24 protein-coding genes are annotated in these 22666 nt (G+C 67.0%); 17 read left to right on the top strand and 7 right to left on the bottom strand.

The window, feature by feature from the left end:
• Nucleotides 1-14: 14 nt before the first annotated feature.
• The 4 genes from tatB (at nt 15) to C0V75_RS09780 (ending at nt 3717) form a co-directional block, all read left to right on the top strand.
• Nucleotides 15-668, top strand: a complete 654-nt coding sequence (tatB, locus tag C0V75_RS09795; protein ID WP_101920679.1) for a Sec-independent protein translocase protein TatB — start codon at nt 15-17, stop codon at nt 666-668.
• Complete coding sequence (gene tatC / locus C0V75_RS09790) at nt 665-1528, top strand: twin-arginine translocase subunit TatC (protein WP_101920678.1); 864 nt, start codon at nt 665-667, stop codon at nt 1526-1528. Before tatB ends, tatC begins: the two co-directional genes overlap by 4 nt.
• Nucleotides 1525-2367: an ATP-binding protein gene (locus C0V75_RS09785; protein WP_101920677.1), complete on the top strand. Its 843-nt coding sequence runs from the start codon at nt 1525-1527 to the stop codon at nt 2365-2367. Before tatC ends, C0V75_RS09785 begins: the two co-directional genes overlap by 4 nt.
• Before the next feature lie 75 nt (nt 2368-2442).
• Entirely contained in the window at nt 2443-3717 is a 1275-nt protein-coding gene (locus C0V75_RS09780) for a hemolysin family protein (RefSeq protein ID WP_101920676.1), read from the top strand.
• Between the two features lie 15 nt (nt 3718-3732).
• Here C0V75_RS09780 and C0V75_RS09775 read toward each other — a convergent pair whose 3' ends face one another.
• The 6 genes from C0V75_RS09775 to efp all read right to left on the bottom strand — a co-directional run bounded on the left by C0V75_RS09775 (nt 3733) and on the right by efp (nt 8571).
• A complete protein-coding gene (locus C0V75_RS09775; protein ID WP_158241820.1) occupies nt 3733-4614 on the bottom strand; it encodes an FkbM family methyltransferase in 882 nt (293 codons plus the stop codon).
• Between the two features lie 41 nt (nt 4615-4655).
• On the bottom strand, nt 4656-5894 hold the full coding sequence (locus tag C0V75_RS09765; protein ID WP_101920673.1) for a peptidoglycan DD-metalloendopeptidase family protein: 1239 nt from the start codon (nt 5892-5894) through the stop codon (nt 4656-4658).
• Between the two features lie 52 nt (nt 5895-5946).
• Nucleotides 5947-6615: a protein-L-isoaspartate(D-aspartate) O-methyltransferase gene (locus tag C0V75_RS09760; RefSeq protein WP_101920672.1), complete on the bottom strand. Its 669-nt coding sequence runs from the start codon at nt 6613-6615 to the stop codon at nt 5947-5949.
• Nucleotides 6612-7397 carry a 5'/3'-nucleotidase SurE gene (gene surE / locus C0V75_RS09755; protein ID WP_101920671.1) on the bottom strand — a complete coding sequence of 262 codons (786 nt, stop codon included), beginning with the start codon at nt 7395-7397 and terminating at the stop codon, nt 6612-6614. The genes C0V75_RS09760 and surE overlap by 4 nt, the downstream gene beginning before the upstream one ends.
• A gap of 143 nt (nt 7398-7540) precedes the next feature.
• Complete coding sequence (locus C0V75_RS22950; protein WP_158241819.1) at nt 7541-7711, bottom strand: hypothetical protein; 171 nt, start codon at nt 7709-7711, stop codon at nt 7541-7543.
• A gap of 293 nt (nt 7712-8004) precedes the next feature.
• Complete coding sequence (gene efp, locus C0V75_RS09750; protein WP_101920670.1) at nt 8005-8571, bottom strand: elongation factor P; 567 nt, start codon at nt 8569-8571, stop codon at nt 8005-8007.
• A 106-nt stretch (nt 8572-8677) separates the two neighbouring features.
• Here efp and epmA point away from each other — a divergent pair, with 106 nt between their 5' ends.
• The 13 genes from epmA (at nt 8678) to C0V75_RS09685 (ending at nt 21541) form a co-directional block, all read left to right on the top strand.
• Nucleotides 8678-9751, top strand: coding sequence for an EF-P lysine aminoacylase EpmA (epmA, locus tag C0V75_RS09745; protein ID WP_101920669.1), 1074 nt, complete (start codon nt 8678-8680; stop codon nt 9749-9751).
• Nucleotides 9752-10113: 362 nt separating this feature from the next.
• On the top strand, nt 10114-10533 hold the full coding sequence (locus tag C0V75_RS09740) for a response regulator (protein WP_158241818.1): 420 nt from the start codon (nt 10114-10116) through the stop codon (nt 10531-10533).
• Nucleotides 10534-10690: 157 nt separating this feature from the next.
• Nucleotides 10691-11755 carry a LacI family DNA-binding transcriptional regulator gene (locus C0V75_RS09735; RefSeq protein WP_101920667.1) on the top strand — a complete coding sequence of 355 codons (1065 nt, stop codon included), beginning with the start codon at nt 10691-10693 and terminating at the stop codon, nt 11753-11755.
• Between the two features lie 233 nt (nt 11756-11988).
• Entirely contained in the window at nt 11989-13305 is a 1317-nt protein-coding gene (locus C0V75_RS09730; RefSeq protein ID WP_101920666.1) for an ABC transporter substrate-binding protein, read from the top strand.
• A 134-nt stretch (nt 13306-13439) separates the two neighbouring features.
• Nucleotides 13440-14384 carry a carbohydrate ABC transporter permease gene (locus C0V75_RS09725; protein ID WP_101920665.1) on the top strand — a complete coding sequence of 315 codons (945 nt, stop codon included), beginning with the start codon at nt 13440-13442 and terminating at the stop codon, nt 14382-14384.
• Complete coding sequence (locus C0V75_RS09720) at nt 14381-15322, top strand: carbohydrate ABC transporter permease (protein WP_101920664.1); 942 nt, start codon at nt 14381-14383, stop codon at nt 15320-15322. Before C0V75_RS09725 ends, C0V75_RS09720 begins: the two co-directional genes overlap by 4 nt.
• Nucleotides 15319-15507 (top strand): hypothetical protein, encoded by a 189-nt coding sequence (locus C0V75_RS09715; RefSeq protein WP_101920663.1) that lies wholly within the window; start codon nt 15319-15321, stop codon nt 15505-15507. Before C0V75_RS09720 ends, C0V75_RS09715 begins: the two co-directional genes overlap by 4 nt.
• A gap of 5 nt (nt 15508-15512) precedes the next feature.
• Complete coding sequence (locus C0V75_RS09710; RefSeq protein WP_101920662.1) at nt 15513-15878, top strand: VOC family protein; 366 nt, start codon at nt 15513-15515, stop codon at nt 15876-15878.
• A complete protein-coding gene (locus C0V75_RS09705) occupies nt 15871-16968 on the top strand; it encodes an ABC transporter ATP-binding protein (RefSeq protein WP_101920661.1) in 1098 nt (365 codons plus the stop codon). The genes C0V75_RS09710 and C0V75_RS09705 overlap by 8 nt, the downstream gene beginning before the upstream one ends.
• Entirely contained in the window at nt 16961-17953 is a 993-nt protein-coding gene (locus tag C0V75_RS09700; protein WP_101920660.1) for an ABC transporter ATP-binding protein, read from the top strand. Before C0V75_RS09705 ends, C0V75_RS09700 begins: the two co-directional genes overlap by 8 nt.
• A 15-nt stretch (nt 17954-17968) precedes the next feature.
• The gene (locus C0V75_RS09695) at nt 17969-19591 is read left to right on the top strand and encodes a dihydroxyacetone kinase subunit DhaK (RefSeq protein ID WP_101920659.1); all 1623 of its coding nucleotides are present in this window, start codon (nt 17969-17971) and stop codon (nt 19589-19591) included.
• Between the two features lie 259 nt (nt 19592-19850).
• The gene (locus C0V75_RS09690) at nt 19851-20768 is read left to right on the top strand and encodes a diacylglycerol kinase family protein (RefSeq protein WP_101920658.1); all 918 of its coding nucleotides are present in this window, start codon (nt 19851-19853) and stop codon (nt 20766-20768) included.
• Nucleotides 20765-21541, top strand: coding sequence for a metallophosphoesterase (locus C0V75_RS09685; RefSeq protein ID WP_101920657.1), 777 nt, complete (start codon nt 20765-20767; stop codon nt 21539-21541). The genes C0V75_RS09690 and C0V75_RS09685 overlap by 4 nt, the downstream gene beginning before the upstream one ends.
• A 14-nt stretch (nt 21542-21555) precedes the next feature.
• Here C0V75_RS09685 and C0V75_RS09680 read toward each other — a convergent pair whose 3' ends face one another.
• Nucleotides 21556-22572, bottom strand: coding sequence for a Gfo/Idh/MocA family protein (locus tag C0V75_RS09680; RefSeq protein WP_101920656.1), 1017 nt, complete (start codon nt 22570-22572; stop codon nt 21556-21558).
• Between the last annotated feature and the right edge of the window lie 94 nt (nt 22573-22666).

Raw genomic sequence — 22666 nt, 5'->3', positions numbered from 1 at the left:
AAAGGGGTGAGGCGATGGATTTCGGCTGGGCCGAACTGCTGGTCATCGGGGTGGTGGCGCTGATCGTCATCGGTCCCAAGGACCTGCCCGAAATGTTCCGGACCCTCGGCCGCTTCACCGCCAAGGCCCGGTCCATGGCGCGGGACTTTTCGCGGGCGATGGAACAGGCCGCCCGCGACTCGGGCGTTGACGATGTCGCCAAGGACCTGAAGGACATCAAGACCGCCACCTCGCCCAAGGCCATGGGGCTGGAGGCGGTGAAATCCGCCGCCGACAAGTTTGAGAAATGGGACCCGCTGAAAAACGCGGCCAAGCCCACGAGCCCGGCCCCGACCCGCATTCCGACCCCGCCTCCGATGCCGCCGACACCGGCCATGGTTGCGGCCGCGTCTGCGCCGTCCGCAGCCGCTGCCGCCCCCGCCGCTGCGACCGAAGCCGTGCCTCCGGCTGTGGCAGCTCCAGCCGCCCCGCGCGGCCCTGCGACACAGGCACTTGCCGAAAAACAGGCCAAGAAGGCCGCCATCGCCCGTGACGCTGCCGAAAAGCTGCGCGCGGTGGATGCCGAACCGCAGGCTGCGCCCGCCAGCGCCACCAAGCCCGAGACCGCCGCCGCAAAGCCCAAGGCCCCTGCCAAACGCGCGGCCAAGGCCCAGGACAAGACCGAATGAACGCCCGCCCGGACGATATCGAAGACAGCTCTGCCCCCCTGATCGAGCATCTGGCGGAACTCAGGACGCGCATCCTCTATTCTCTCGGCGCCTTCGTGGTGGCGATGGTGATCTGCTTCACCGTCTGGAACCCGATCTTCAACTTCCTCACGCATCCGATCTGCGAAGCGTTGGCCGACCGCCAGCAGGATTGCGGGCTTGTCCTGATCAAGCTTCAGGAAGGCTTCTTCGTCGCTGTCCGCATCTCGGTCCTCGGCGGCTTCGCCCTGGCCTTTCCGGTGATCGCCTATCAGATGTGGCGCTTCGTTGCGCCTGGGCTCTACCGGTCGGAAAAGCAGGCCTTCCTGCCCTTCATCCTCGCCTCGCCGGCCATGTTCATCGCAGGCGCGGCCTTCGCCTATTACATCGTGCTGCCCATCGCCTTCGATTTCTTCCTGAACTTCCAGCAGAATTTCGGCGGCGACCCGACAACCGGCACCGTGGGCGAGGATGCCCCGGCGGGCATCGTCTTCCAGGGCTCGATGGAACAGTACCTGTCGCTGACCACAAGCTTCGTCATGGCCTTCGGCATCTGCTTCCAGCTTCCCGTCCTCCTGACCCTGATGGGCAAGGCCGGGCTGATCACCTCGCGCGGCCTGGCCGGGATGCGGCGCTATGCGATCGTGTTGATCCTCGTCGTCGCAGCACTCGTGACGCCACCCGACGTCATGTCGCAACTTATCCTCTTCAGCGCGATCTACCCGCTCTATGAAGTCTCCATCCTGCTGATCCGCCGCATTGAAAAGCAGCGCGAGGCGCAGATGCGGGCGGATGGCACATGGATCGACGAAGAGGAAGACGAGGACAGCACCAAGGCATGACCGAGGATGCCCTGACCCGCATCGCCGCCGCGCTGGAGCGGATGGCCCCCGCCCCCATGCCCGCCCCCGATTTCGCGGCCGAGGCCTTCGTCTGGCACACCACGCCCGACCGGCTGGAACCCGTGGCGCGCGTCTCCCGCGTGGACCTGTCGCTCTTGGTCGGCGTGAACCGCGCGCGCGACACGCTCCTGGAAAACACCCGCCATTTCGCGCAAGGACTGCCCGCCAACAACGCCCTTCTCTGGGGCGCGCGGGGGATGGGGAAATCCTCGCTTGTCAAATCCGTCCATGCCGCCATCCGGGCCGAGGGGCATGATCTGAAGATCGTCGAACTCAGCCGCGAGGACCTTCCCTCCGTCACCCGCCTGCTGGCGCATCTGCGCGCGGCGCCCCATCTGCGCTTCGTCCTCTTCTGCGACGACCTCTCCTTCAGCCATGACGACCAGCATTACAAAAGCCTCAAGGCCGTGCTGGACGGTGGCATCGAAGGGCGACCCGAGAATGTGCTCTTCTACGCCACCTCGAACCGCCGCCACCTGATGCCCCGCGACATGATCGAAAACGAACGCTCCACCGCCATCACCCCGTCCGAGGCGGTAGAGGAAAAGGTCTCGCTCTCCGATCGCTTCGGCCTCTGGCTCGGCTTCCATCCCTGTTCGCAGGATGACTATCTCGACATGATCCGCGGTTACTGCGCGTCCTATGGCGTGAGGGTCCCCGAAGATCGCCTCCGGGCCGAGGCGGTGGAATGGCAAGCCACGCGCGGCTCCCGCTCCGGCCGCGTTGCCTGGCAGTTCTTCTGCGACCTCGCCGCGCGCGAAGGGGTGCGGATCGGCTGATCCCGATCAAAGCCCCTTGCGAAGCGGGGCCTTGATGCCTTATCTGCGCAACTTCTGGTTGGTCCCAAGGGCAAGATGCTCACCGAAATTCTCATCGTTCTCGGCCTCATCGTCCTAAACGGCGTTCTGGCCATGTCCGAACTCGCCATCGTTTCGGCCCGTCCGGCCCGTCTGAAACCGCTGGAAGGCAAGTCGCGCGGGGCCGCCACCGCCCTGCGCCTGGCCGAAGATCCCGGTCGCTTCCTGTCCACCGTGCAGATCGGGATCACCATGGTCGGCGTCCTGTCGGGCGCCTTCTCGGGTGCCACCTTGGGCGCGCGGCTGACGGGCTGGCTCACGGGGCGGGGGATGGACCCGGAACTTGCCACCACCCTCGGCGTCGGCGGTGTGGTCATCGCGCTGACCTATCTCTCGCTCATCGTGGGCGAACTGGTGCCAAAGCAACTTGCCCTCAGAAACCCCGAGGCGGTGGCGATCCGCGTCGCCCCCGCGATGCGCCTCCTCTCCATCATCGCGGCCCCCATCGTCTGGTTCCTCGACCGTTCCGGCAAGGCGCTGCTCTGGCTGATCGGCGCGCGTGGCGACGGCGGTGCCAAGGTGACCGAGGAAGAGGTGCACAGCCTGCTGACCGAAGCGCATCAGGAAGGCATCATCGAACAGGAAGAACGCGAGATGCTGGCAGGCGTCATGCGCCTCGCCGACCGCTCCGCCCGCGCCCTGATGACCCCGCGGCACGAGGTGCAGATGCTCGACATCACAGCCACCCCTGCCGAAACCGTCGCCGCCATCCGCCGCATCAACCGCCCCCGCATGCCCGTCCAGAACCCCGAAACGGGCGAGGTGCTGGGCATCATCCTGCTCTCCGACGCCTTCGACGCCCTGTCGCGCAAACAGTCACTCGACCCCGCGCGCCTCCTGCGCGAGGTGCCGGTCGTGTCCGACATGACAGATGCGCTGGATGTGATGGAGATTTTGCAGGGCTCCGCCCATCACCTTGCGCTTGTCTATGACGAATACGGGCATTTCGAGGGCATCATCACCTCGGGCGACATCCTCGAGGCCATCACCGGCACCGTCGCCAGCCAGACCGCCGAGGAACCCGCCCTGATAGAACGCGAGGATGGCAGCCTGCTCGTCTCGGGCTGGATGCCCGCCGACGAATTCCTCGACCGGATCGGTCTGCCGCGCGATCTGGCGGGGGATTACGAAACGGTGGCGGGGCTAGTGCTGAACCTCTTCGGCCGGATGCCCGGCCTGGGCGAGGGCATGGCCGCCGAAGGCTGGCGCTTCGAAGTGGTGGACTTCGACGATCGCCGCATCGACAAGGTCCTGATCAGCCGCCTTGGCTGATCCGCGCCCGGATCGTCAGGGCCGGACCCAGGCCCAGACCCCGTTGCGCGATTCCTCTTCATCCATCTCGAAACCCTGCGCCCGCAGCAGGCGGCGGCATTCCTGCATGCCGGGGCGGCCATAGATCTCGCGGTGGAATTCCCCCACCACCACCTTCACCGCCGACAGGTCGGCATGGCGCAGGAATTCCAACTCGCCCCCTTCGATATCCATCATGATCGCATCATGCGGAAACTCCGCCGCCAGATCGGCATAGCGCAGCACCGGCACCGTGACGGGCTTCGCCTTCTCTATCTTGAGCGGCGTCAGCGAGGACCCGAGGAAATTCCCCCGCAGGAAGAACTCCACGCTCTCGGGCGCATCGGGGGCCGACAGGACCACGCAATTCCGGACCGAGATCACCCCGTCCAGCCCGTTATGCGCGTGCAGCGCACGGATCGACTCGATCAGTGTCGGATTGGCCTCGACCGACAGCAGGGCAGCCGGGGCAAGGTTGCGCGCCAGAACCGCGCCCACGATTCCCGCCCCCGCCCCAAGTTCCAGGATGCGCGCACCCTTGGGGATGCGCGCCAGCCCGGCGCGGATTTCCCGCGCCTCATAGCGGCCTTCCTCGATCGCCTTGCGCATGTTCGGGCCCAGATGCGGGCTGGCCGGCACCTCGATCCCATGCGTCCGCGCCACGATTTCGATGGCAGGAAGCGAGGCGGCCACCTCGGCCACCGCCGCCATGACCTGCGCCGATGGCGCCTTCGCTGCCTTTCCCGCAGGCTTCACGGGCAGCTTGGATGCCGCCGTCACGGGCGCCGTCGCAACGTCCTTGGCGGCCGGCTTCGCCTTGCCTGCCTTGGCTGCGGGGGCTGCGCCTTTCGCAGCGGTCTTGGCAGCGGTCTTTGCCATGGGGATGCCTTTCTCGGGCAGACAGGGAAAGCAGATACGGGTTACTTGAGGAAAGGCATCGGGTCCGTGCTGGCCGCGCCACGCCGCACCTCGAAATGCAGGAAGGACGGGTTGCCCGACCGCACATTGGCAATGGTCTGCCCCTTGGTCACGCGGTCGCCCTTCTTCACGGTCGTCCCGGCCACCCCGGCATAGACCGTCAGCAACCCGCCTTCATGCCGGATCACGATGATCGGGGTCTGTGCCGTATCCTGCGTGATCGCCGCCACGGTGCCTGCCGCCGCCGCCTTCACCGGCGTCCCGGCCGGCGCGGCAATGTCGATGCCCTCGTTGCGCGGCGGCTGATAGCCCCGGATGATGTTCCCCGCCACCGGCATGGCGAATTGCGCGGCCGAGGCCGCCGTCCGCTGCTGCCCCAGATCGGGCGAGGCGGGGCGATCCTGCGCCGCCTGCGCGGCGGGCTTCGTCTCTTCCTCCGGCAGGGGCTTGGCCGCAGAAGGCGGCGGCGGTGTGGGTGATCCCTGCCCGGGGGCCGTCACCACTTCCACTGGCCGTTCCGGCGGTGCGCCCGAAGGCGTGGGGATCATCAGATATTGCCCTTCGCGCACCGCAAGATCGGGGCCGAGCCCGTTCCAATCCGCAAGCGCCCTGGCCGATACATTATAGCTCCGCGCGATTGAGAAGGCCGTCTCGCCGCGCTTCACCTGATGCCGCGTCGGGGCCATCGCCCCCAACGCGCTGTCATTCGGCGCCGTCGCCGCTGGGGCCGCGGCTGCGGTCGGGCTGCTCTGCACCCGGTCCAGTGCCGTGGTGGCGATGGAGGTCACGCTGACCGCCCCGCCCGTGGCGATCGGGGCCGCCGCCACCGTGCCGCCGCCGATCACGCCGCCCGCACCGCCGCCGCTGCCCGCAGCCGCCACACGCCGGGGCAGGGCCAGCACCTCGCCCTCGCGCAGCGGCGCGTTGGGCTGGATCGCGTTATATCCCGCCAGTTCCGCCGGGTTCAGCCCGACCCGTGCCGCCACGCTGCCCACGGTATCGCCGCGCCGCGCCACGGCGACCTGATAGCCCGGATAGCTGATCACCCCGTTCGCATCGGGGCTTGGCCGCGCGGCGGTCGCCTGCTGCGCCGCCGCAGTGGTGTCCAGCGTGTTGCCACCGCCCCGGAAATCCCAGTCCAGATCGTTCAGCATGCCGGTCTGCCCGCCGGTGCAGGCCGAAAGCGCCACAAGCGCGGTGGTCAGTCCTATGGCGCGCAGCCGATGGGATGCCGATGTCATGCTCTGCCTAGCCTCTCTGCCTGTCCGGGTTGCTGTCCCGGAACCGTTCTCTTCAGTCCGTTCCCAGTCCCTCGACCAGCGGCACAAAGCGCACCTGCCGAAGCTCGTCATAGTCAAAGCCCGTCTCGGTGCGCGTGACCTTGATCAGGCTCTGCACCGCATCCGACTGCCCGACGGGCAATACCATGATACCCCCGGTTTTCAATTGCGCCAATAGGGGGCCGGGGGGGTCCTCGGCGGCGGCCGTAACGATGATGCGATCAAAGGGAGCCTGATCGGGCAGCCCGAAACTGCCATCCCCCGCAATCGCCGTGATGTTGGTCAGGTCCAGCGCGCGGAAGATGCCTTCCGCCTCGCGCACCAGCCGCCGATGCCGGTCGACCGTATAGACGCGCCGCGCGAGGTGGCTCAGGATCGCGGCCTGATAGCCCGACCCCGTGCCCACCTCCAGCACCTTGTCGCGCGGCTGAACGGCAAGGGCCTGCGTCATGATCCCCACGATGCTGGGCTGGCTGATGGTCTGGCCGCAGGCGATGGGCAGCGGCATGTCCTCATAGGCGCGTTCGGCGAAGAGGCCGCGCACGAAGAGGCCCCGGTCGATGGCCTCCATCGCCGACAGCACGCGCTGATCGGTCACGCCGCGTGACCGCAGGGCATAGAGAAACCGCATCTTGCGTTCGGCGGCGGACCCGTCCTCGTCGAAGTCCGCACCCCCCGTCATGCCAGCCGCGCCTCCAGCTCCGCCAGAAGGTCATGCGCCGTCAGGTCCGCCCGCATCGGCGTCACCGAGACATAGCCGTCAAGGTTCACCGCCGCATCCGTGCCGGGCAGGGTGGGCGTTTGCTGCGGCCCGCCCTTGATCCACAGATAGCGCCGCCCGGTGGGCGAGATCTGCGCCTCCGCGCTGAAGGCCGTGTCGCGCCGGAACCCCTGCGCCGCCACTTTCACGCCCCTCACCCGTGCCGCAGGCAAAGGCGGGAAGTTCACGTTGTAGAAGACGCGGTAATCATCCTGCGTCCAGATCCCCCGCTCCAGCAGCGCCTTCACCACCGAAAGCCCGTGCTGCCGCGCCGCCTCGAAAGGATCGGCCAGCCCGTCCATCTCGGGGCCAAAGAACTGCGACAGGGCGATGGACGGGATGCCCTGCAACGCCGCCTCCATCGCGCCACCGATCGTGCCGGAATACAGCACGTTTTCGGCGGCATTATTCCCCCGGTTCACCCCCGAAAGCACCAGATCGGGCCGCGCCCCCTGCAACACGTCGTAAATCCCCGCCAGCACGCAATCCGCCGGGCTGCCCTCGGCGGCATAGCGGCGCGGGCCCAGCTTCGCGATCATCGTGGGATGCGTATAGCTTATGCAATGCCCCACCCCCGACTGTTCGAAGGCGGGGGCCACCGTCCAGACCTCGCCCTCCGGTCCCGCAAGGGCCGTGGCGATCTCGGTCAGCACCTCAAGCCCCGGGGCGTTGATGCCGTCGTCATTGGTGATCAGGATGCGCATGCTCTGCCTTCGTCTGCCTGCCCCTGATTAGATCAGGGCAGGCAGGGCGACAAGGCTGCGCGACCCTTCCGCGCCATCACGGCGTTCGGGCGTGGCCTGCATGCTGCATCCGGCCCCGGCCCGCGCCGAAGGCCGCGCTTCGGTCACTCCGCCGCCACCACCGGAACCGAGGCAGAGAGGAAGAAGCCCTCCGGCGCAAACAGCACGCCGAGCAGGGCCAGATAGACGATCAGGAACAGGGCGATGGCACCGACGGGGGCCGCCTTCGACGGGCGGGACATGCCGGGGCGCGGCATCGGCAAGGTCTTGGGCATGGGCAGCGCTCCTCCGAGTCGATTCCCCTGTATCTTACGTCATCACGCATTGTTTCTGGTTCTGAAATTTGGCGGAGAACCGGAACGCTTTCCCTCTGAGCGGCGTCCTGCCGGAAGACATTCTTCCATGCGCGCCTTCTCGCGCGTGCAGCGAAATTTCCTTCCGCAGCGTCATGCCGCGCCGCAGCGTGGCGGAAACCCGCGCGCCCCGACCCGCCCGACTCTGCGGAAAGCCGCCGAAACGCAAAAGGGGCGCCCCGAGGCGCCCCTTTCCGCAATCCTTCAGGACAGGATCAATCCTTCGCGCGTTCCACATAGGTCAGGTCGGCCGTGTTGATCACGATCCGCGTCCCCGCCCCGATATGCGGCGGCACCATCACGCGCAGCCCGTTCGACGCCATCGCCGGCTTGTAGGAAGACGATGCCGTCTGCCCCTTCACCACCGGCTCGGTCTCGGTGATCTCCACCACCACCTTCTGCGGCAGCGTCATGGCGATCGGCACGCCCTCGAAGGTCTGGAGATAGACCTTCATCCCGTCGGTCAGAAAGACCTTGTCATCCCCCACCATGTCATGCGCGGCGATCACCTGCTCATAGGTGTTCGGCTCCATGAAATGGAACCCCTCGCTGTCCTCGTAAAGGAAATCGTATTCGCGTTCGTCCACCGTGGCCTTTTCCACCATCTCGGTGGTGCGCCAGCGTTCCGCGACCTTCACCCCGTCCGAGATGCGGCGCATGTCCACGCTCGTCGTGGGCGTGCCCTTGCCGGGATGGAAGTTCTCGGCCTTGAGGACGACATAAAGCCGGCCGTCCATATCGACGACATTGCCCTTGCGGAGGGAAGAGGCGATGACTTTCACGGGTCTTTTCCTTGCGGTTTCGGATGGGCCCGCTTAATCCGGCGGGCGATTGGCGCTGCACCTAGCGCATCTTTCGCCAAATCTCAAACCGAAAGCGGCATCTCCCGTGACCTCGCGCCCCGAAACTCCCGATGCCGCCGCCGCCCCGACGCCCTGGTGGCACCCCGACCGCCATCAGGACCGCCGCCCCCTCCTGCTCGCCCGCAACCGGATCCAGCACGCCCTGCGCGGCTGGTTCGCCGCCGAAGGATTCACCGAGGTCGATCCCGCCGCGCTCCAGATCAGCCCGGGGAACGAGGCGCATCTGCACGCCTTCGCCACCGATGCCCTGTCGCATGACGGCACGGCGCGGCGGATGTATCTGCACACCTCGCCCGAATTCGCGATGAAGAAACTGCTCGCGGCGGGCGAAACCCGCATCGCCTCCTTCTCTCATGTCTGGCGCAACCGCGAGCGGGGGCCCCTGCACAGCCCGGAATTCACCATGCTCGAATGGTATCGCGCGGGCGAGGATTACACCGTCCTGATGGATGACACAGTTACCTTCCTCCGCCTCGCCGCAGGGGCCACCGGCGCGCCCCTCCTGCGCTTCCGCGACCGGACCTGCGATCCCTTCGCCCCGTGGGAGCGGCTTTCGGTGGCCGAGGCCTTCGCCCGCCACGCGGGCCTCGACCTCCTCGCCACGATCCGCCCCGACGGCAGCACCGATCGCGCCGCGCTGGCCGCGCAGATGGCGGGGCAGGGGATGCAGGTCTCGCCCGACGACACATGGTCGGACCTCCTCTCCAAGGTGCTCGTGGCGCGGGTGGAACCCCATCTCGGTCTCGACCGGATCACGGTCCTCGACCGCTACCCTGCCGCCGAGGCGGCGCTGGCCCGAACCTGCGCCGATGACCCGCGCGAGGCGGAACGATTCGAGGTCTATGCCTGCGGCGTGGAACTCGCCAACGGCTTCGGTGAACTCACCAATCCGGATGAACAGCGCCGCCGCTTCCGCATCGAGATGGATGAAAAGCAGCGCCTCTATGGCGAACGCTATCCGCTGGACGAAGAGTTTCTCCAGGCCCTGGCCCTGATGCCCCCGGCTTCGGGCATCGCGCTGGGTTTCGACCGGCTGGTGATGCTGGCCACGGCCGCGCCGCGCATCGACGATGTGATCTGGGCGCCGGTCGCGGGCTGATCCGGCCTGACTCGCCCCGAAATCGGCCCGCCAAGCGGGAATCGCGGATTGTTCACCAGATCGGCGGCAATCCGCGCCCTGCGGTGGCACTGGTTCCGATGTGGAAATCAACCCTCTGCGAGGGGCTCGCAGAAGCCCGAAACAGGGCATAAACCAAAGTTTACGGACGATAAACGCAGTTAGCAAAGACGGCCCAAACTGCCCGAATCCGGCCTTACCCCCGCTTGCCCGACTCGGAAAACGTCCGCAGGTTCATGCACATGGCGGTTGCGGTGACATGTTCTTGGAGGGGGCTTCCGTGATCGCCTAACCCTTTCACCCGGATCAGACCGGACCCGATGCAAACGCAACAGGATATCGACGTGACAGCTTATCGCCCTGCCGCCTCGGATCGGCCCAAGATCCTGGTCGTGGATGACGACGCGATCAATCGCCTCGTCGCCCGCGTCCTGATCGAGGCCCGCGGCTACGAAGTGCTGGAAGCCGAGGATGGCGAAGCCGCCATCCAGACCTTTGCAGCCACCGCCGACATCGGGCTCATCCTGATGGATCTGGAAATGCCCGGCATGGATGGCCTCACCGCCACCCGTGCCCTGCGCGGCGGCTCGCGCCGCGGCGCCACGGTTCCCATCGTCGCCCTCACGCGGCATATCGACGACGAGTCGCGCCGTAGCTGTTTTGACGCGGGGATGAACGGCTTCCTGCCGAAGCCCATCTCCTCTACCGGAATCGAAAGCATCGTCTGCCTCGTCGGACACGGCGCTTCCCGCGCTCACGCCTGACAGCGTGCCGACACACTCCAGGCCCGGTCACCTTTCAGCAGGGTGATCGGGCCTTTTTTCATCCCGAAACCGCCTCCCGCAGGGATTGATTGACGTACCTCATCCGGCACCGGATAAAGAACGAACCCCGCCGCAGGGCAGGGCACGGAAAGCGGGCATGACCAGACCGACGGTGAACGATATCGCACGCGAAGCGGGGGTCAGCCTCGCCACGGTGGACCGCGTGCTGAACGCGCGCCCCGGCGTGCGGGAAAAGACCATCTCTGCCGTCAACGATGCCATCGCCCGGCTCGGCTATGTCCGCGATCTCGCCGCCGCCAATCTGGCGCGCAGCCGCTCCTACCGCATGGTCGTGCTGCTGCCCGCCAGCGACAGCCAGTTTGTCACCACCCTCGCCGCCGCGCTGGACGAGGCCGCGACCCTCGCCGCCGCCGCCCGCACCGAAATGCGCCTTCTGCGCTATCCGCCCGAAGACATGCACGTGCTGGCCGCCGAACTCGCCGCGCTCGACCCGGAAGAGGTGGCCGGCGTGGCCCTGATGGCCCCCGAAACCCCCGTGGTGCGCGATGCAGTCAAGGCGCTCCATGCCCGCGGCATCCCCGTCGTGGCCCTCGCCTCCGATCTGCCCAACACCGCGCGCGATCATTTCGTCGGCATCGACAGCCATGCTGCGGGCCGCACGGCGGGCGTCCTGATGGGCCGCTTCTGCCGGGGCCTGACGGGCCGCGTCCTCGTGCTGGCCGATTCCATGCTCCTGCGCGACAGCATCGAACGCCGCCGCGGCTTTGACGAGGTGATCCAGACCGGCTTTCCCGGCCTCGACGTGCTGCCCACGCTGGAAACCCACGGCGCCCCCGATCTGCTGCATCGCCTCGCGGGCGACAGGCTCGCCGCCACGCCCGATATCGTGGGCATCTACCTTCTCGGCTCCGGCCATCGCGCGCTGGCCGCGCTTTTGCGCGACCGTGGCCTTCTGGGCCGTTTCGTGGTCATCGGCCACGAACTCACCCCCCATACCCGCGCGGCCCTTCTGGCGGGCCACCTCGATGCCGTGATCGCCCAGAACCCCGGACATCTGGCCCGATCGGCCCTGCGCGTGCTGCGCGCCAAGGCAGACCGCCAACCCATCGACGAAGGCCAGGAACGGCTGCGCATCGAAGTGGTGATCCGCGAAAACCTGCCCCCCGAGCCGGCCGAAGGCTGCTCCGACCGCCTCGCCTGAGCGGGTTCACTCCGTGAAATCAAGGGTTTGGTCTCTTCCGTCCCCCGCCTATCCCTCCGCCCTCAAGAAATGAGGAACGTACCTCAAAAATCAGTGGACAGACTCGCCCACCCCGCCTATCGTCAGGATGCAGAAGGTCCGGGGGCGGGGTCCGCCCGAACGGGCACGCGGAGAGAACGCGGACAAGAAGACGCGACGCTGACGTCATTCGACTGAACCGGGAGGAAGAGAAGATGAAGATCAGACTTATGGCCGCCGTATCGGCGGCCGCGCTGTCGGCTGCGACCATGGCGCAGGCTCAGGGCGGGGAACTCACCCTCTGCTGGGCCGCCTGGGACCCCGCCAACGCGCTGGTGGAGCTTTCCAAGGATTTCGAGGCCCAGTCGGGCATCAAGATGAACTTCGAATTCGTGCCGTGGCCGAATTTCGCTGACCGCATGCTGAACGAGCTGAACTCCGGCGGCCAGCTTTGCGATCTCCTGATCGGCGATAGCCAGTGGATCGGCGGCGCCGCCGAGAATGGCTGGTATGTGAAGATGAACGACTTCTTCGATGCCGAAGGCATCAGCATGGACGACTTCGCCCCCGCCACCGTCTATGCCTATTCCACCTGGCCCAAGGGCACGCCCAACTACTACGCCCTGCCGGCGATGGGCGATGCCAACGGCTGGTTCTACCGCAAGGACTGGTTCGCCCGTCCCGAGATTCAGGCCGAGTTCAAGGAAAAATACGGCCGCGACCTCGCCGAACCGCAGACCCAGAAGGAACTGCTCGAAATCGCCCAGTTCTTCCAGGGCCGCGAAATCGACGGCAAGACGGTCTATGGTGCCTCGATCTTCACCGAACGTGGCTCCGAAGGCATCACCATGGGGGCCACCGGCGCGCTTTACGCCTGGGGTTTCAAGTATGAAAACACCCCCGGCAGCTATGACATGCAAGGTGCCGTGAACTCGCCCGAGGCGGTCGAGGCGCTGGAATTCTACAAGGAACTCTACAAGACCGGCACGCCTCCGGGCTATGACAACGCCTATATGGAACAGTCGCTCGACGCCTTCAAATCCGGTCAGGTGGCGATGGCGATGAACTGGTTCGCCTTCTTCCCCGGCCTCTATGCCGATCCCAATACCGGGGGCGACAAGATCGACTTCTTCGTGAACCCGGCGCAGAATGTCGCGGCCTCCACGCTGGGCGGTCAGGGCATCTCGGTCGTCGCCAATACCGACAACATGGATGGCGCGCTGGCCTATGTGAAATGGTTCGCCAACCCCGACGTGCAGAAGAAATGGTGGTCGATGGGTGGCTATTCCTGCCACAAGGCCGTGCTGGAAGACCCGAACTTCGTCAACACCGCGCCCTTCGCCGGTGACTTCCTTCAGGCGATGGGCGGGGTGCAGGACTTCTGGCAGGAACCGGCCTATGCCCAGCTTCTGCTGGCCATGCAGGAACGGCTCCACAACTTCGTCGTCGCCGATCAGGGCACCGCGCAAGAGGCGCTGGACGGCCTGATCGCGGATTGGACCGAAGTCTTCGAAGACGAAGGCAAGCTCTGATCCGATCCCGGTTCCCGCGCCCGCCACAAGGCGGGGGCGGGGCCTCATCCGAACGCATCGCCACCCCCTCCCTGCAAGGGGAGGGGGCAGGGTGAGGGGGCCTTCGCCCCGTCACCCCCCACTGGGACCTTGCCATGACCGACCCGATCACCGCCGCCGCCCGCGCCACGCCCGCGCCCGTCGCCCGCCGCATCCGCGGCCTGTCCGACCGCGCTATCGCCTGGCTCTTCGTTGCGCCCACCATCTTTCTTCTGCTGGCGATCAACATCTTCCCGCTGATCTGGACGATCCGGCTCTCCTTCACCAATTACGCCGCCAACCGCCCCAACCGCGAGGTGGAATGGGTCGGCCTGCGCAATTACGAACGCATCCTCACCGATGACGGCATCTGGGCCAATATGCAGACCACGGCCCATTTCCTGCTCTGGACGCTGTTCTTCCAGGTGGTCATCGGCTTCACCCTCGCCTGGCTCATCAACCGCAAGTTCAAGGGCAATGACCTGCTCACGACGCTCATCGTGCTGCCCATGATGCTCTCGCCCGCCGTGGTGGGCAATTTCTGGACCTTCCTCTACCAGCCGCAGATCGGTCTCGTGAACTATGTGGTGGAACTGGTCTCGGGCATCCCCGCCTCGTCCTTCTCCATGCTCGGCCCCGGCGGCTATGCGCCCTGGTCCATCATCATCGTGGACACATGGATGTGGACGCCCTTCGTCATGCTCATCTGCCTCGCGGGGCTGCGCTCCATCCCCGATTACATCTACGAGGCGGCAGAGATCGACCGCGCCTCCAAATGGCGGCAGTTCTGGACGATCACGGTGCCCATGGTGCTGCCCTTCCTGATGCTCGCCGTCCTCTTCCGGGGGATCGAGAATTTCAAGATGTTCGACATGGTGGTCCTCCTCACCGGCGGCGGCCCCGGCAACGAAACCCTGCTCGCCTCCATCGACCTGAAGCGTGAGGCCTTCGAGAAATGGCGCACCGGCTATTCCTCGGCCTATGCGATCATCCTCTTCGTCACGGTCTTCGGCCTTGCCTCCATCTACGTGAAGGCCCTGAACAAGGTTAAGGAAAGATGAGCGCCTATTCCGTCACCGAACCCACCGGCCGGTCAAAGCTCGTCGCGGGCCTGCTTGTGACGCTCTACGCGGTCATCACCCTGATGCCGCTGCTCTGGATCATCTCCACCGGCTTCAAATCCGGCCCGGATTCCATCAGCTACCCGCCCAAGATCGTGTTCGAACCCTCGCTCGAAGGCTATGTGAACCTCTTCACCACCCGCACCCGCGTCGCGGCGGAGGAATTCCAGAACCTTCCCCCGCCCGATACCTGGTATGACGAGATTGTCCGCGATCAGGGCATGGTCATCGCGGGGCCAAGCCGCTTTGGCGAACGCTTCCTCAACTCCGTCATCATCGGCTTCGGCTCCACCTTCCTGTCGATCTTCCTCGGCACGCTGGCGGCCTATGCCTTCTCGCGCTTCAAGGTGCCGCTGAAGGATGATCTCCTCTTCTTCATCCTCTCCACCCGGATGATGCCCCCCATCGCCGTCGCCATCCCCATCTTCCTCATGTATCGCGAACTGGGGCTTTCCGACACGCATCTGGGCATGATCCTGCTCTATACGGCGGTGAACATCAGCCTTGCCGTCTGGCTGCTGAAGGGGTTCATCGACGAAATTCCCCGCGAATACGAAGAGGCCGCGCTGATCGACGGCTACACCCGCTTTCAGGCCTTTCGCAAAGTCGTCCTGCCGCAGGCCGCCACCGGCATCGCCTCCACCGCGATCTTCTGCCTGATCTTCGCCTGGAACGAATACGCCTTCGCGGTGCTCCTCACCTCCGGCACCGCCCAGACCGCGCCGCCCTTCATCCCCACGATCATCGGCGTGGGCGGGCAGGACTGGCCCGCCGTTGCCGCCGGGGCCACGATCTTCCTGCTGCCCGTGATGATCTTCACCATCCTTCTGCGCAAACACCTCCTGCGCGGCATCACCTTCGGAGCGGTCCGCAAATGATATCCTTCCTCACCGGCCTCCTCCGCCTGCGCCGCCGCCCCTGGGAGATGCTCGCCACCATCCTGATCGGCCTGGGCGTCTTCATGCTGATGCAGCCCTTCGCGCTGGCGCTGTTCACATGGAGCTTCCTCGTCACCCTGACCGGGACCGTGATGTTCATCATCGTCTCGCATTTCCCGGACTAGGCCCGATGCTGGAAAAGCTCTCCCCCATCCTGCCCGCCCGCGACATCGCCGCGACCGAAGGCTTCTGGTCCCGCCTCGCATTTGAGACGGAGTACAAGGACGACGAATACCTCCTGATGAAACGCGACGGGGCCGAGGTGCATTTCTTCCACCACCCCGCGCTCAACCCCGCGCAGAACGACCACGGCGCCTATCTCCGCCCCGTGGACGTCAATGCGCTCGATGCCGAATGGTCCGCCCTCGGCCTGCCCGCCACGGGCATCCCCCGCCTGATGCGCGCCGAAGACAAACCCTGGGGCATGCGCGAACTGGCCCTCATCGACCCCAACGGCAGCCTCATCCGCGCCGGACAGGAGCTTCCCCTTGGCTGAGATCGTCATCCGCAACCTGCGCAAGGAATTCGGCGCCTTCACCGCCGTCCAGCAATCCTCCTTCACCATCGCCGATGGCGAATTCTTCATGCTGCTCGGCCCCTCCGGCTGCGGCAAGACCACGACGCTGCGCATGATCGCCGGCCTCGAACTCCCCACCTCCGGCCAGATCCTGATCGACGGCGAAGATGTCAGCCAGAAACCCGCCTCGCAGCGCGACATCGCCATGGTCTTCCAGATGTTCGCCCTCTACCCGCATCTGAATGTGAGGAAGAACATCGCCTATCCGCTGGTCAGCCAGGGCGTCGCGAAGGACGAGGTGAAGCGGCGCGTGGAAGAGGTCGCCCGCATCCTGCGCATCGAACATCTCCTCGACAAAGGGGTAGGGGGCCTGTCCGGCGGCGACCGCCAGCGCGTGGCCCTGGGCCGCGCCATCGTCCGCCGCCCCAAGGCCTTCATGATGGACGAACCCCTCGGCGCGCTCGACGCCGAATTCCGCGAATTGATGGCCGAAGAGCTTCGCGCCCTGCATGACCGGATGGGGGCCACCACCGTCTATGTCACCCATGACCAGCTGGAGGCGATGCAGATGGGCGACAAGATCGTCGTGATGAACCACGGCGTGGTGGAACAGTTCGGCACGCCGCAGGATATCTACGACCACCCCGCCACGCTCTTCGTCGCCGATTTCATCGGCAGCCCCGCGATGAACTTCCTGCGCTTCGAAGGGTCCTTCCGCGCGGGCGACACCTCCGTCTCGCTCGACGGCATCCCCATCGCCACGCCCGAATTGCAGGCCGAGGCCGCGCCGCGCCCCCTCGTCCTCGGCGTGCGCCCCGAACATGTCACCCTCACCGATGACAGCCCCTATCGCGCAAGGGTCGAGGCGTCGGAATACCTCGGCACCACCCAGATCGTGACGCTCTCCACCCCCCATGGGATGGTCAAGGCGCGCATCCCCTCCGGCCATGTCGCCCGCACGGGCGAAACCGTCGGCCTCTCCTTCACGGCGCGCAGCCTCTCGCTCTTCGATGCCGCCACGGGCCGCGCCTTCCGCACGGCCGCCAATGCGGGGGTGCATCATGGCTGACGTCCAACTCTCCGGCCTGACCAAATCCTTCGGCGCCACCCGCGCGCTGTCCGACATGACGATGACCATCGCCGATGGCTCCTTCGTCGTCCTTCTCGGCCCCACCGGCGCGGGCAAGACCACCACGCTCCGCCTCATCGCGGGCCTCGACCGCCCCGACAAGGGCGACATAAGCATCGACGGCCGTTCCGTCCTTTCCGACACGCCCGCCCAACGCGACGTGGCGATGGTCTTCCAGCAATACTCGCTCTACCCTCACCTGACGGTGCGCGAGAACCTCGCCTTCCCCCTCCGCTCGCCCGTCCTCAACTGGCCGGAACCCGACATCGCCCGCAAGATCGGCGAAGTGGCCGAAGTCCTCCGCATCTCCCACAAGCTCGACAACAAGGCGACCCAGCTTTCGGGGGGCGAGATGCAGCGCGTCTCCATCGGTCGCGCCCTCGTCCGCAGCCCGCGCATCTACCTGATGGATGAACCCCTCTCCTCGCTCGACGCCAAACTCCGCGCCGACCTGCGGATCGAACTCAAACGCATCCATGCCGAACTCGGCGCAACCTTCCTCTATGTCACCCATGACCAGATCGAGGCGATGACCATGGCCTCCCATGTCGGCGTCCTCGATCAGGGGAAACTCGTGCAATTCGGCACCCCGCGCGAGATCTATGAAAACCCCGTCTCCACCTATGTCGCCAGCCGCCTGGGCCAGCCCCGCATCAACCTCCTCCCCGCCGATGCCTTCGGGGCGGCCAAACCCGGCGCGGCCCAGATCGGCCTCAGGCCCGAACATGTCATCCTCGGCGAAGGCCAGCCCGCCACCGTCCGGCGGGTGGAACATCTGGGCGACCAGACCCGCCTCCATCTGACGATGGGGACGCATGAGATCGTCACGCTGGCCGATCCCCACACCACCCTCGCCCCCGGCGATGCCGTGGCGATCCGCCCCGAAACCCCGCTCTGGTTCGATGCCAGCGGCAACCGCATCTGACGGAAGGAGCCCGCGATGAAGCAGTTCATGAACAGCAAGGAAACGCTGGTCACCGAGGCGCTGGATGGCCTGATCCGCGCCTCCAACGGCCGCCTCGCGCGTCTCGACGGCTATCCGCATATCAAGGTCGCCATCCGCGCCGATTGGGATCGGTCCAAGGTCGCGCTCGTCTCGGGCGGCGGATCGGGGCATGAGCCCAGCCATGCGGGCTTTGTGGGGCAGGGGATGCTGACGGCGGCGGTTTGCGGCGATGTCTTCGCCTCGCCCTCCGTTGATGCCGTGCTGGCGGGGATACTGGCCGTCACGGGCAAGGCAGGCTGCCTCCTGATCGTCAAGAACTACACCGGCGACCGGCTGAATTTCGGCCTCGCCGCCGAACGCGCCCGCGCCTTCGGGTTGAAGGTCTCCATGGTCATCGTCGATGACGACGTGGCGCTGCCCGATCTGCCGCAGGCGCGTGGCGTGGCCGGAACCCTTTTCGTGCACAAGATCGCAGGCGCGATGGCCGAGGCCGGGGCCGATCTCGACGCGATCACCGCCGCCGCCCATCGCATCATCGACGGGGCCATCTCCATCGGCATGTCGCTGGATACCTGCACTGTCCCCGGATCGCCCAAGGAAGACCGCATCGGCAAGGGCAAGGCCGAGCTTGGCCTCGGCATCCATGGCGAGGCGGGGGTGGAGCAGGTCGATTTCTCCGGTGCCCGCGCCGCGATGGCGATGGTGGTGGACCGCCTTCTTCCGCATGTCGGGGCAGGGGACCATGCCGCCCTCCTGAACAATCTCGGCGCCACCACACCTTTGGAGATGTCGGTTCTGGCCGAGGAACTCGCCCGCTCTCCCTTGGGCGACCGGGTCAAATGGCTGATCGGCCCGGCACCGCTGATGACCTCGCTCGACATGCACGGCTTTTCCGTCTCCCTCCTCCCCGTCACGGCCGAAGAGGTCGCGCATCTCGCCGCCCCCGTTGCCCCGCCCGCATGGCCGGGCCTCTCGACACTCGCCCCCGTGGCGCTGCGTCCCTTGCCCGATGGTCTGGCACCCATCCAGCCCGTCCCTTCGGCCCATCCCGGCCATCGCGCGCTGCTGGACCGCTGCTGCGCCGCGCTTATCGCCTGCGAAAAGGATCTGAACGCGCTGGATGCGAAATCGGGCGATGGTGACACCGGGTCAACCCTCGCCGGGGCCGCCCGCGCCCTGCAATCGGCGCTGGACCGGCTGCCGCTTGCCGATGCGACGCAGCTTTACCGCGCCATCGGGGTGGAACTGTCGCAGACGATGGGTGGCTCCTCCGGCGTGCTGCTGGCGATCTTCTTTGCAGCAGCAGGCGATGCCTCGGCCAGCGGGCGCGACTGGATCGGCGCGCTCTCGGCGGGGCTTGACCGGGTGATGCAGGTGGGGGGCGCCGCTCCCGGCCACCGCACGATGATCGACGCGCTGGCCCCGGCGCTGGCCGCCCTGCCGCAGGGCATATCCGCCGCCGCCACCGCCGCCCGTGCCGGGGCCGATGCCACCGCAGGGATGACACGCGCCAAGGCAGGCCGCGCCTCCTACCTCACCGCCGACAAGCTCGCCGGCTTCAACGACCCCGGCGCCGAAGGCGTGGCGCGTCTCTTCGAGACCTTGGCGAAGGGCTGAGGTTCGAACCGTCCGCAATTGCTGTCCTGCCATCGCGGGGCGGGTAGACCCCCGCCCTACAGGACTGCGCCAACCGATCCCCGCTTGGGCGGAGGGCAGGGTTCACCCCGCCACACCGCCTGCAACCTCACACCCGCCCTCCTGTCGCCCCCCCCCATAGGCCGGGGCCCACCCCGGCCACGACCGAGGGGCCGCCCTGCCCAAGCCGGGCACCCGATGCCCCCTTTCCATCCCCGCCCATCTTCCCTATCTCCCACCCATGCCCGTCAACCCCGACACGATCTGCGTCCTTGCCAATCCCGGCGCGGGTCTTGCCAGCCGGGATGGCTCGGCGCTCACCGCCGCCATGGCCGTCTTCGGGCCCGATGTCCCCCTCCGCCGCCTGACCGATGGCGAAACCTTCGACCATGCCGTGGAGCAGGCCCTCGCCGATGGCTACACGACCCTCGTCGCCGCCGGGGGCGACGGCACCGTCACCGCCATCGCCCATGCCCTCGCAGGCCGTGACGCCAGCCTCGGCATCCTGCCCCTTGGCACCTTCAACTTCGTCTCTCGCGGCCTCGGCCTGCCCGAAGACCCTGCCGCCGCCGCCCGCGCGATCCTTGCAGGCCACCCGCACCGCATCTCCGTCGGTGCGGTCAATGGTCAGGTCTTCCTCAACAACGTCTCCATCGGCCTCTACCCCCGCATCCTCGCCGAACGCGAGGCCGCCTATGCCCGCTACGGCCGCTTCCGCCTGCTGGCCTACTGGACCGTGCTCGCCACCCTCATCCGCGCCCAGCGCGCCCCGCGCCTCACCATCGAAACCGAAACCGGCAGCCGCAGTCTCCGCACCCCCCTCGTCTTCATCGCCCGCTCCGCCTATCAGCTCGACCGCTTCGGCCTTTCCGCGCAGGACATCATCTCCGACGACCGCTTCGCCGTCTTCGTGGCGCTGCGCGAAAGCCGCTGGCACCTCATCAAGCTCGCCCTCCACCTCGCCACCCGCCGCCTGGCCCCCGGCACGGATGTCGAACTCTTCTCGGCCCGCAAGATCACCATCCGCACCCCCCGCCGCCGCCCGAAAGTGGCCTTCGATGGCGAGAAACGCCGCATGCTCGCCCCCCTGACCTTCGAGATCCGCGACGACGCCCTCTCGATCATCATCCCCGACGCAGCCGACAAGACCGGCGCATGACCCGCATCGCCCATCTCTCCGATCCCCATTTCGGGACCGAACAGCCGGGCCTGCCCGATGCGCTCGCCCGCCATCTGGCCACCCTCCAGCCCGACCTCATCCTCATCTCCGGCGATCTCACCCAGCGCGCGCGTCCCGCGCAATACGCCACCGCCGCCCGCTTCGTCGCCGCTCTCTCGGCGCCCACACTCCTCATCCCCGGCAACCATGACGCGCCGCTCTGGAACCTGCCGCTCCGCCTGACGAACCCCTGGCGCGACTGGCATCGCGGCCTTGCCCAGCCGCTGGAAGGGGAATGGCAGACCGACACCACCCTCCTCCTCGCCCTGAACTCCGCCAACCCGAGGGTCTGGAAAGACGGCCGCCTCACCCGCGCGCAGCTTGACCACATCACCGCCCGCTTCGCCGTCGCAGGCCCTCGCCGCCGCCTTGTCGCCCTCCACCACCCGCCCGAACCGCCCGCAGGGGAACCCCCCTCGCTCGACCAGGCCGCCGAAACCATCGCCACGCTGCAACAGGCAGGGGTCGAGATGGTGCTCTCCGGCCATCTCCACTTCACCCATGTCGCGCCGCTGCGTCAGGCCCCCGGCATCCTCGCCTGTCAGGCGGGCACCTGCCTCTCCACCCGCATCCGGGGCGACGGCAATGCCTTCACCCTGATCGACCTGACCGCCACGGGCGCAGCCATCGCCCATCACCGGGCAGGCACCGATGGCCGCTTCCACCCCGACGCCACGGTCGCCTGGGAAAAGACCGGCGACGGCTGGCGCTAAAGCTAAAGCTAAAGCTAAAGCGCCACCAACACGCCCTCATCCGCCGCCCGGATCGCCGCCAGCACCATGGCAAGCGTCCCGAGGTTATGCGCCCCCGACGGCTCCACCATGCCCCGCCCCTCCAGCGCCGCCACCGCCTGCCGCTGGAATTCCAGAACCGACTCCTGGATCAGATGCCAGGGCCGCGCCCCCCAGGCGGGGCAATCCGGCTCCACCCCCCGCTCCTCCACCGCGCCGCCGCGATGCAGGCGCAGGCGGAACCCCTCCAGCAGCTCGATCGTCCCGCCATCCCCTTCCACCACCATCAGGCTTTGCGGAAAGGGGTCCGGCGCAAGCTGCGAATGAAAGGAACATTCCACCGAACTCACCGCCCCCGACCCGTGCCGCAGCAGCGCCTGAAAGGCATCGAACCCCGCCACGCGCGGATTGCGCCGCTGCACCTCGCAGGACAGCCGCGTCACATCCCCCATCAGATGCCGCACCATGTCGAAGAGGTGCAGCCCGATATCCGTCAGCGCCAGATCGCGCACCTCGGCCAGATAGGGCTGGTTGGCATAGATGTCATAGCCATGCCGGAAGGACAGGCGCAGCCAGCGCGGCACCCCGATGGCCCCTTCCTCCAGCAGGGCTTTCACCTCGCGGATCGGCCGCTGCCAGCGGAAATTTTCATGCACCGCCAGCATCGCGCCCGTGGCCGCACAGGCCGCCACCATCGCGCTCGCATCTTCCATCGTCTCGGCAAAGGGTTTCTGACAGATCACCAGCCGCGCATGTCGCGCCGCCAGTTCCACCAAGGCGCGATGCGACCCGACCGTGGTGGCGATATCCACGAAATCCGGGGCGACCTCGGCCAGCAGCGCCTCCGCCTCCACCCCCCAGCGCGGGATGCCGAACTCGCGCGCATAGGCGCGGGCCTTCGCGGCATCCCGGTCGCAGACCGCCACGATCTCCACCCCCGGTATCTCGGCCCAAGCCGCCATGTGGTTGCGGGCAAAGAAGCCGCAGCCGATCAGCACCCCGCGAAACACCATCCACCATCCCTCCTGTCCATCCTCCCGTCAGGGCGGTCAGGTCGGCCAGAGGCCGGCTGACCGCCCGGATCGGTCACGGCTGCGGCCGCAGGGC

The sequence above is a fragment of the Tabrizicola sp. TH137 genome (genome assembly GCF_002855575.1).
GTDB lineage: Bacteria > Pseudomonadota > Alphaproteobacteria > Rhodobacterales > Rhodobacteraceae > Paragemmobacter.
The sequence above is the reverse complement of the archived record's forward strand: the minus strand, read 5'-3'. Positions and strand labels throughout refer to the sequence as shown.

Bases quoted from the DNA above. Each gene is read 5' to 3' on its own strand.
- tatB (WP_101920679.1), top strand. From the start codon at position 15: ATGGATTTCGGCTGGGCCGAACTGCTGGTCATCGGGGTGGTGGCGCTG.
- tatC (WP_101920678.1), top strand. From the start codon at position 665: ATGAACGCCCGCCCGGACGATATCGAAGACAGCTCTGCCCCCCTGATC.
- C0V75_RS09785 (WP_101920677.1), top strand. From the start codon at position 1,525: ATGACCGAGGATGCCCTGACCCGCATCGCCGCCGCGCTGGAGCGGATG.
- C0V75_RS09780 (WP_101920676.1), top strand. From the start codon at position 2,443: ATGCTCACCGAAATTCTCATCGTTCTCGGCCTCATCGTCCTAAACGGC.
- C0V75_RS09775 (WP_158241820.1), bottom strand. From the start codon at position 4,614: ATGGCAAAGACCGCTGCCAAGACCGCTGCGAAAGGCGCAGCCCCCGCA.
- C0V75_RS09765 (WP_101920673.1), bottom strand. From the start codon at position 5,894: ATGACATCGGCATCCCATCGGCTGCGCGCCATAGGACTGACCACCGCG.
- C0V75_RS09760 (WP_101920672.1), bottom strand. From the start codon at position 6,615: ATGACGGGGGGTGCGGACTTCGACGAGGACGGGTCCGCCGCCGAACGC.
- surE (WP_101920671.1), bottom strand. From the start codon at position 7,397: ATGCGCATCCTGATCACCAATGACGACGGCATCAACGCCCCGGGGCTT.
- C0V75_RS22950 (WP_158241819.1), bottom strand. From the start codon at position 7,711: ATGCCCAAGACCTTGCCGATGCCGCGCCCCGGCATGTCCCGCCCGTCG.
- C0V75_RS09735 (WP_101920667.1), top strand. From the start codon at position 10,691: ATGACCAGACCGACGGTGAACGATATCGCACGCGAAGCGGGGGTCAGC.
- C0V75_RS09730 (WP_101920666.1), top strand. From the start codon at position 11,989: ATGAAGATCAGACTTATGGCCGCCGTATCGGCGGCCGCGCTGTCGGCT.
- C0V75_RS09725 (WP_101920665.1), top strand. From the start codon at position 13,440: ATGACCGACCCGATCACCGCCGCCGCCCGCGCCACGCCCGCGCCCGTC.
- C0V75_RS09720 (WP_101920664.1), top strand. From the start codon at position 14,381: ATGAGCGCCTATTCCGTCACCGAACCCACCGGCCGGTCAAAGCTCGTC.
- C0V75_RS09715 (WP_101920663.1), top strand. From the start codon at position 15,319: ATGATATCCTTCCTCACCGGCCTCCTCCGCCTGCGCCGCCGCCCCTGG.
- C0V75_RS09710 (WP_101920662.1), top strand. From the start codon at position 15,513: ATGCTGGAAAAGCTCTCCCCCATCCTGCCCGCCCGCGACATCGCCGCG.
- C0V75_RS09700 (WP_101920660.1), top strand. From the start codon at position 16,961: ATGGCTGACGTCCAACTCTCCGGCCTGACCAAATCCTTCGGCGCCACC.
- C0V75_RS09695 (WP_101920659.1), top strand. From the start codon at position 17,969: ATGAAGCAGTTCATGAACAGCAAGGAAACGCTGGTCACCGAGGCGCTG.
- C0V75_RS09690 (WP_101920658.1), top strand. From the start codon at position 19,851: ATGCCCGTCAACCCCGACACGATCTGCGTCCTTGCCAATCCCGGCGCG.
- C0V75_RS09685 (WP_101920657.1), top strand. From the start codon at position 20,765: ATGACCCGCATCGCCCATCTCTCCGATCCCCATTTCGGGACCGAACAG.
- C0V75_RS09680 (WP_101920656.1), bottom strand. From the start codon at position 22,572: ATGGTGTTTCGCGGGGTGCTGATCGGCTGCGGCTTCTTTGCCCGCAAC.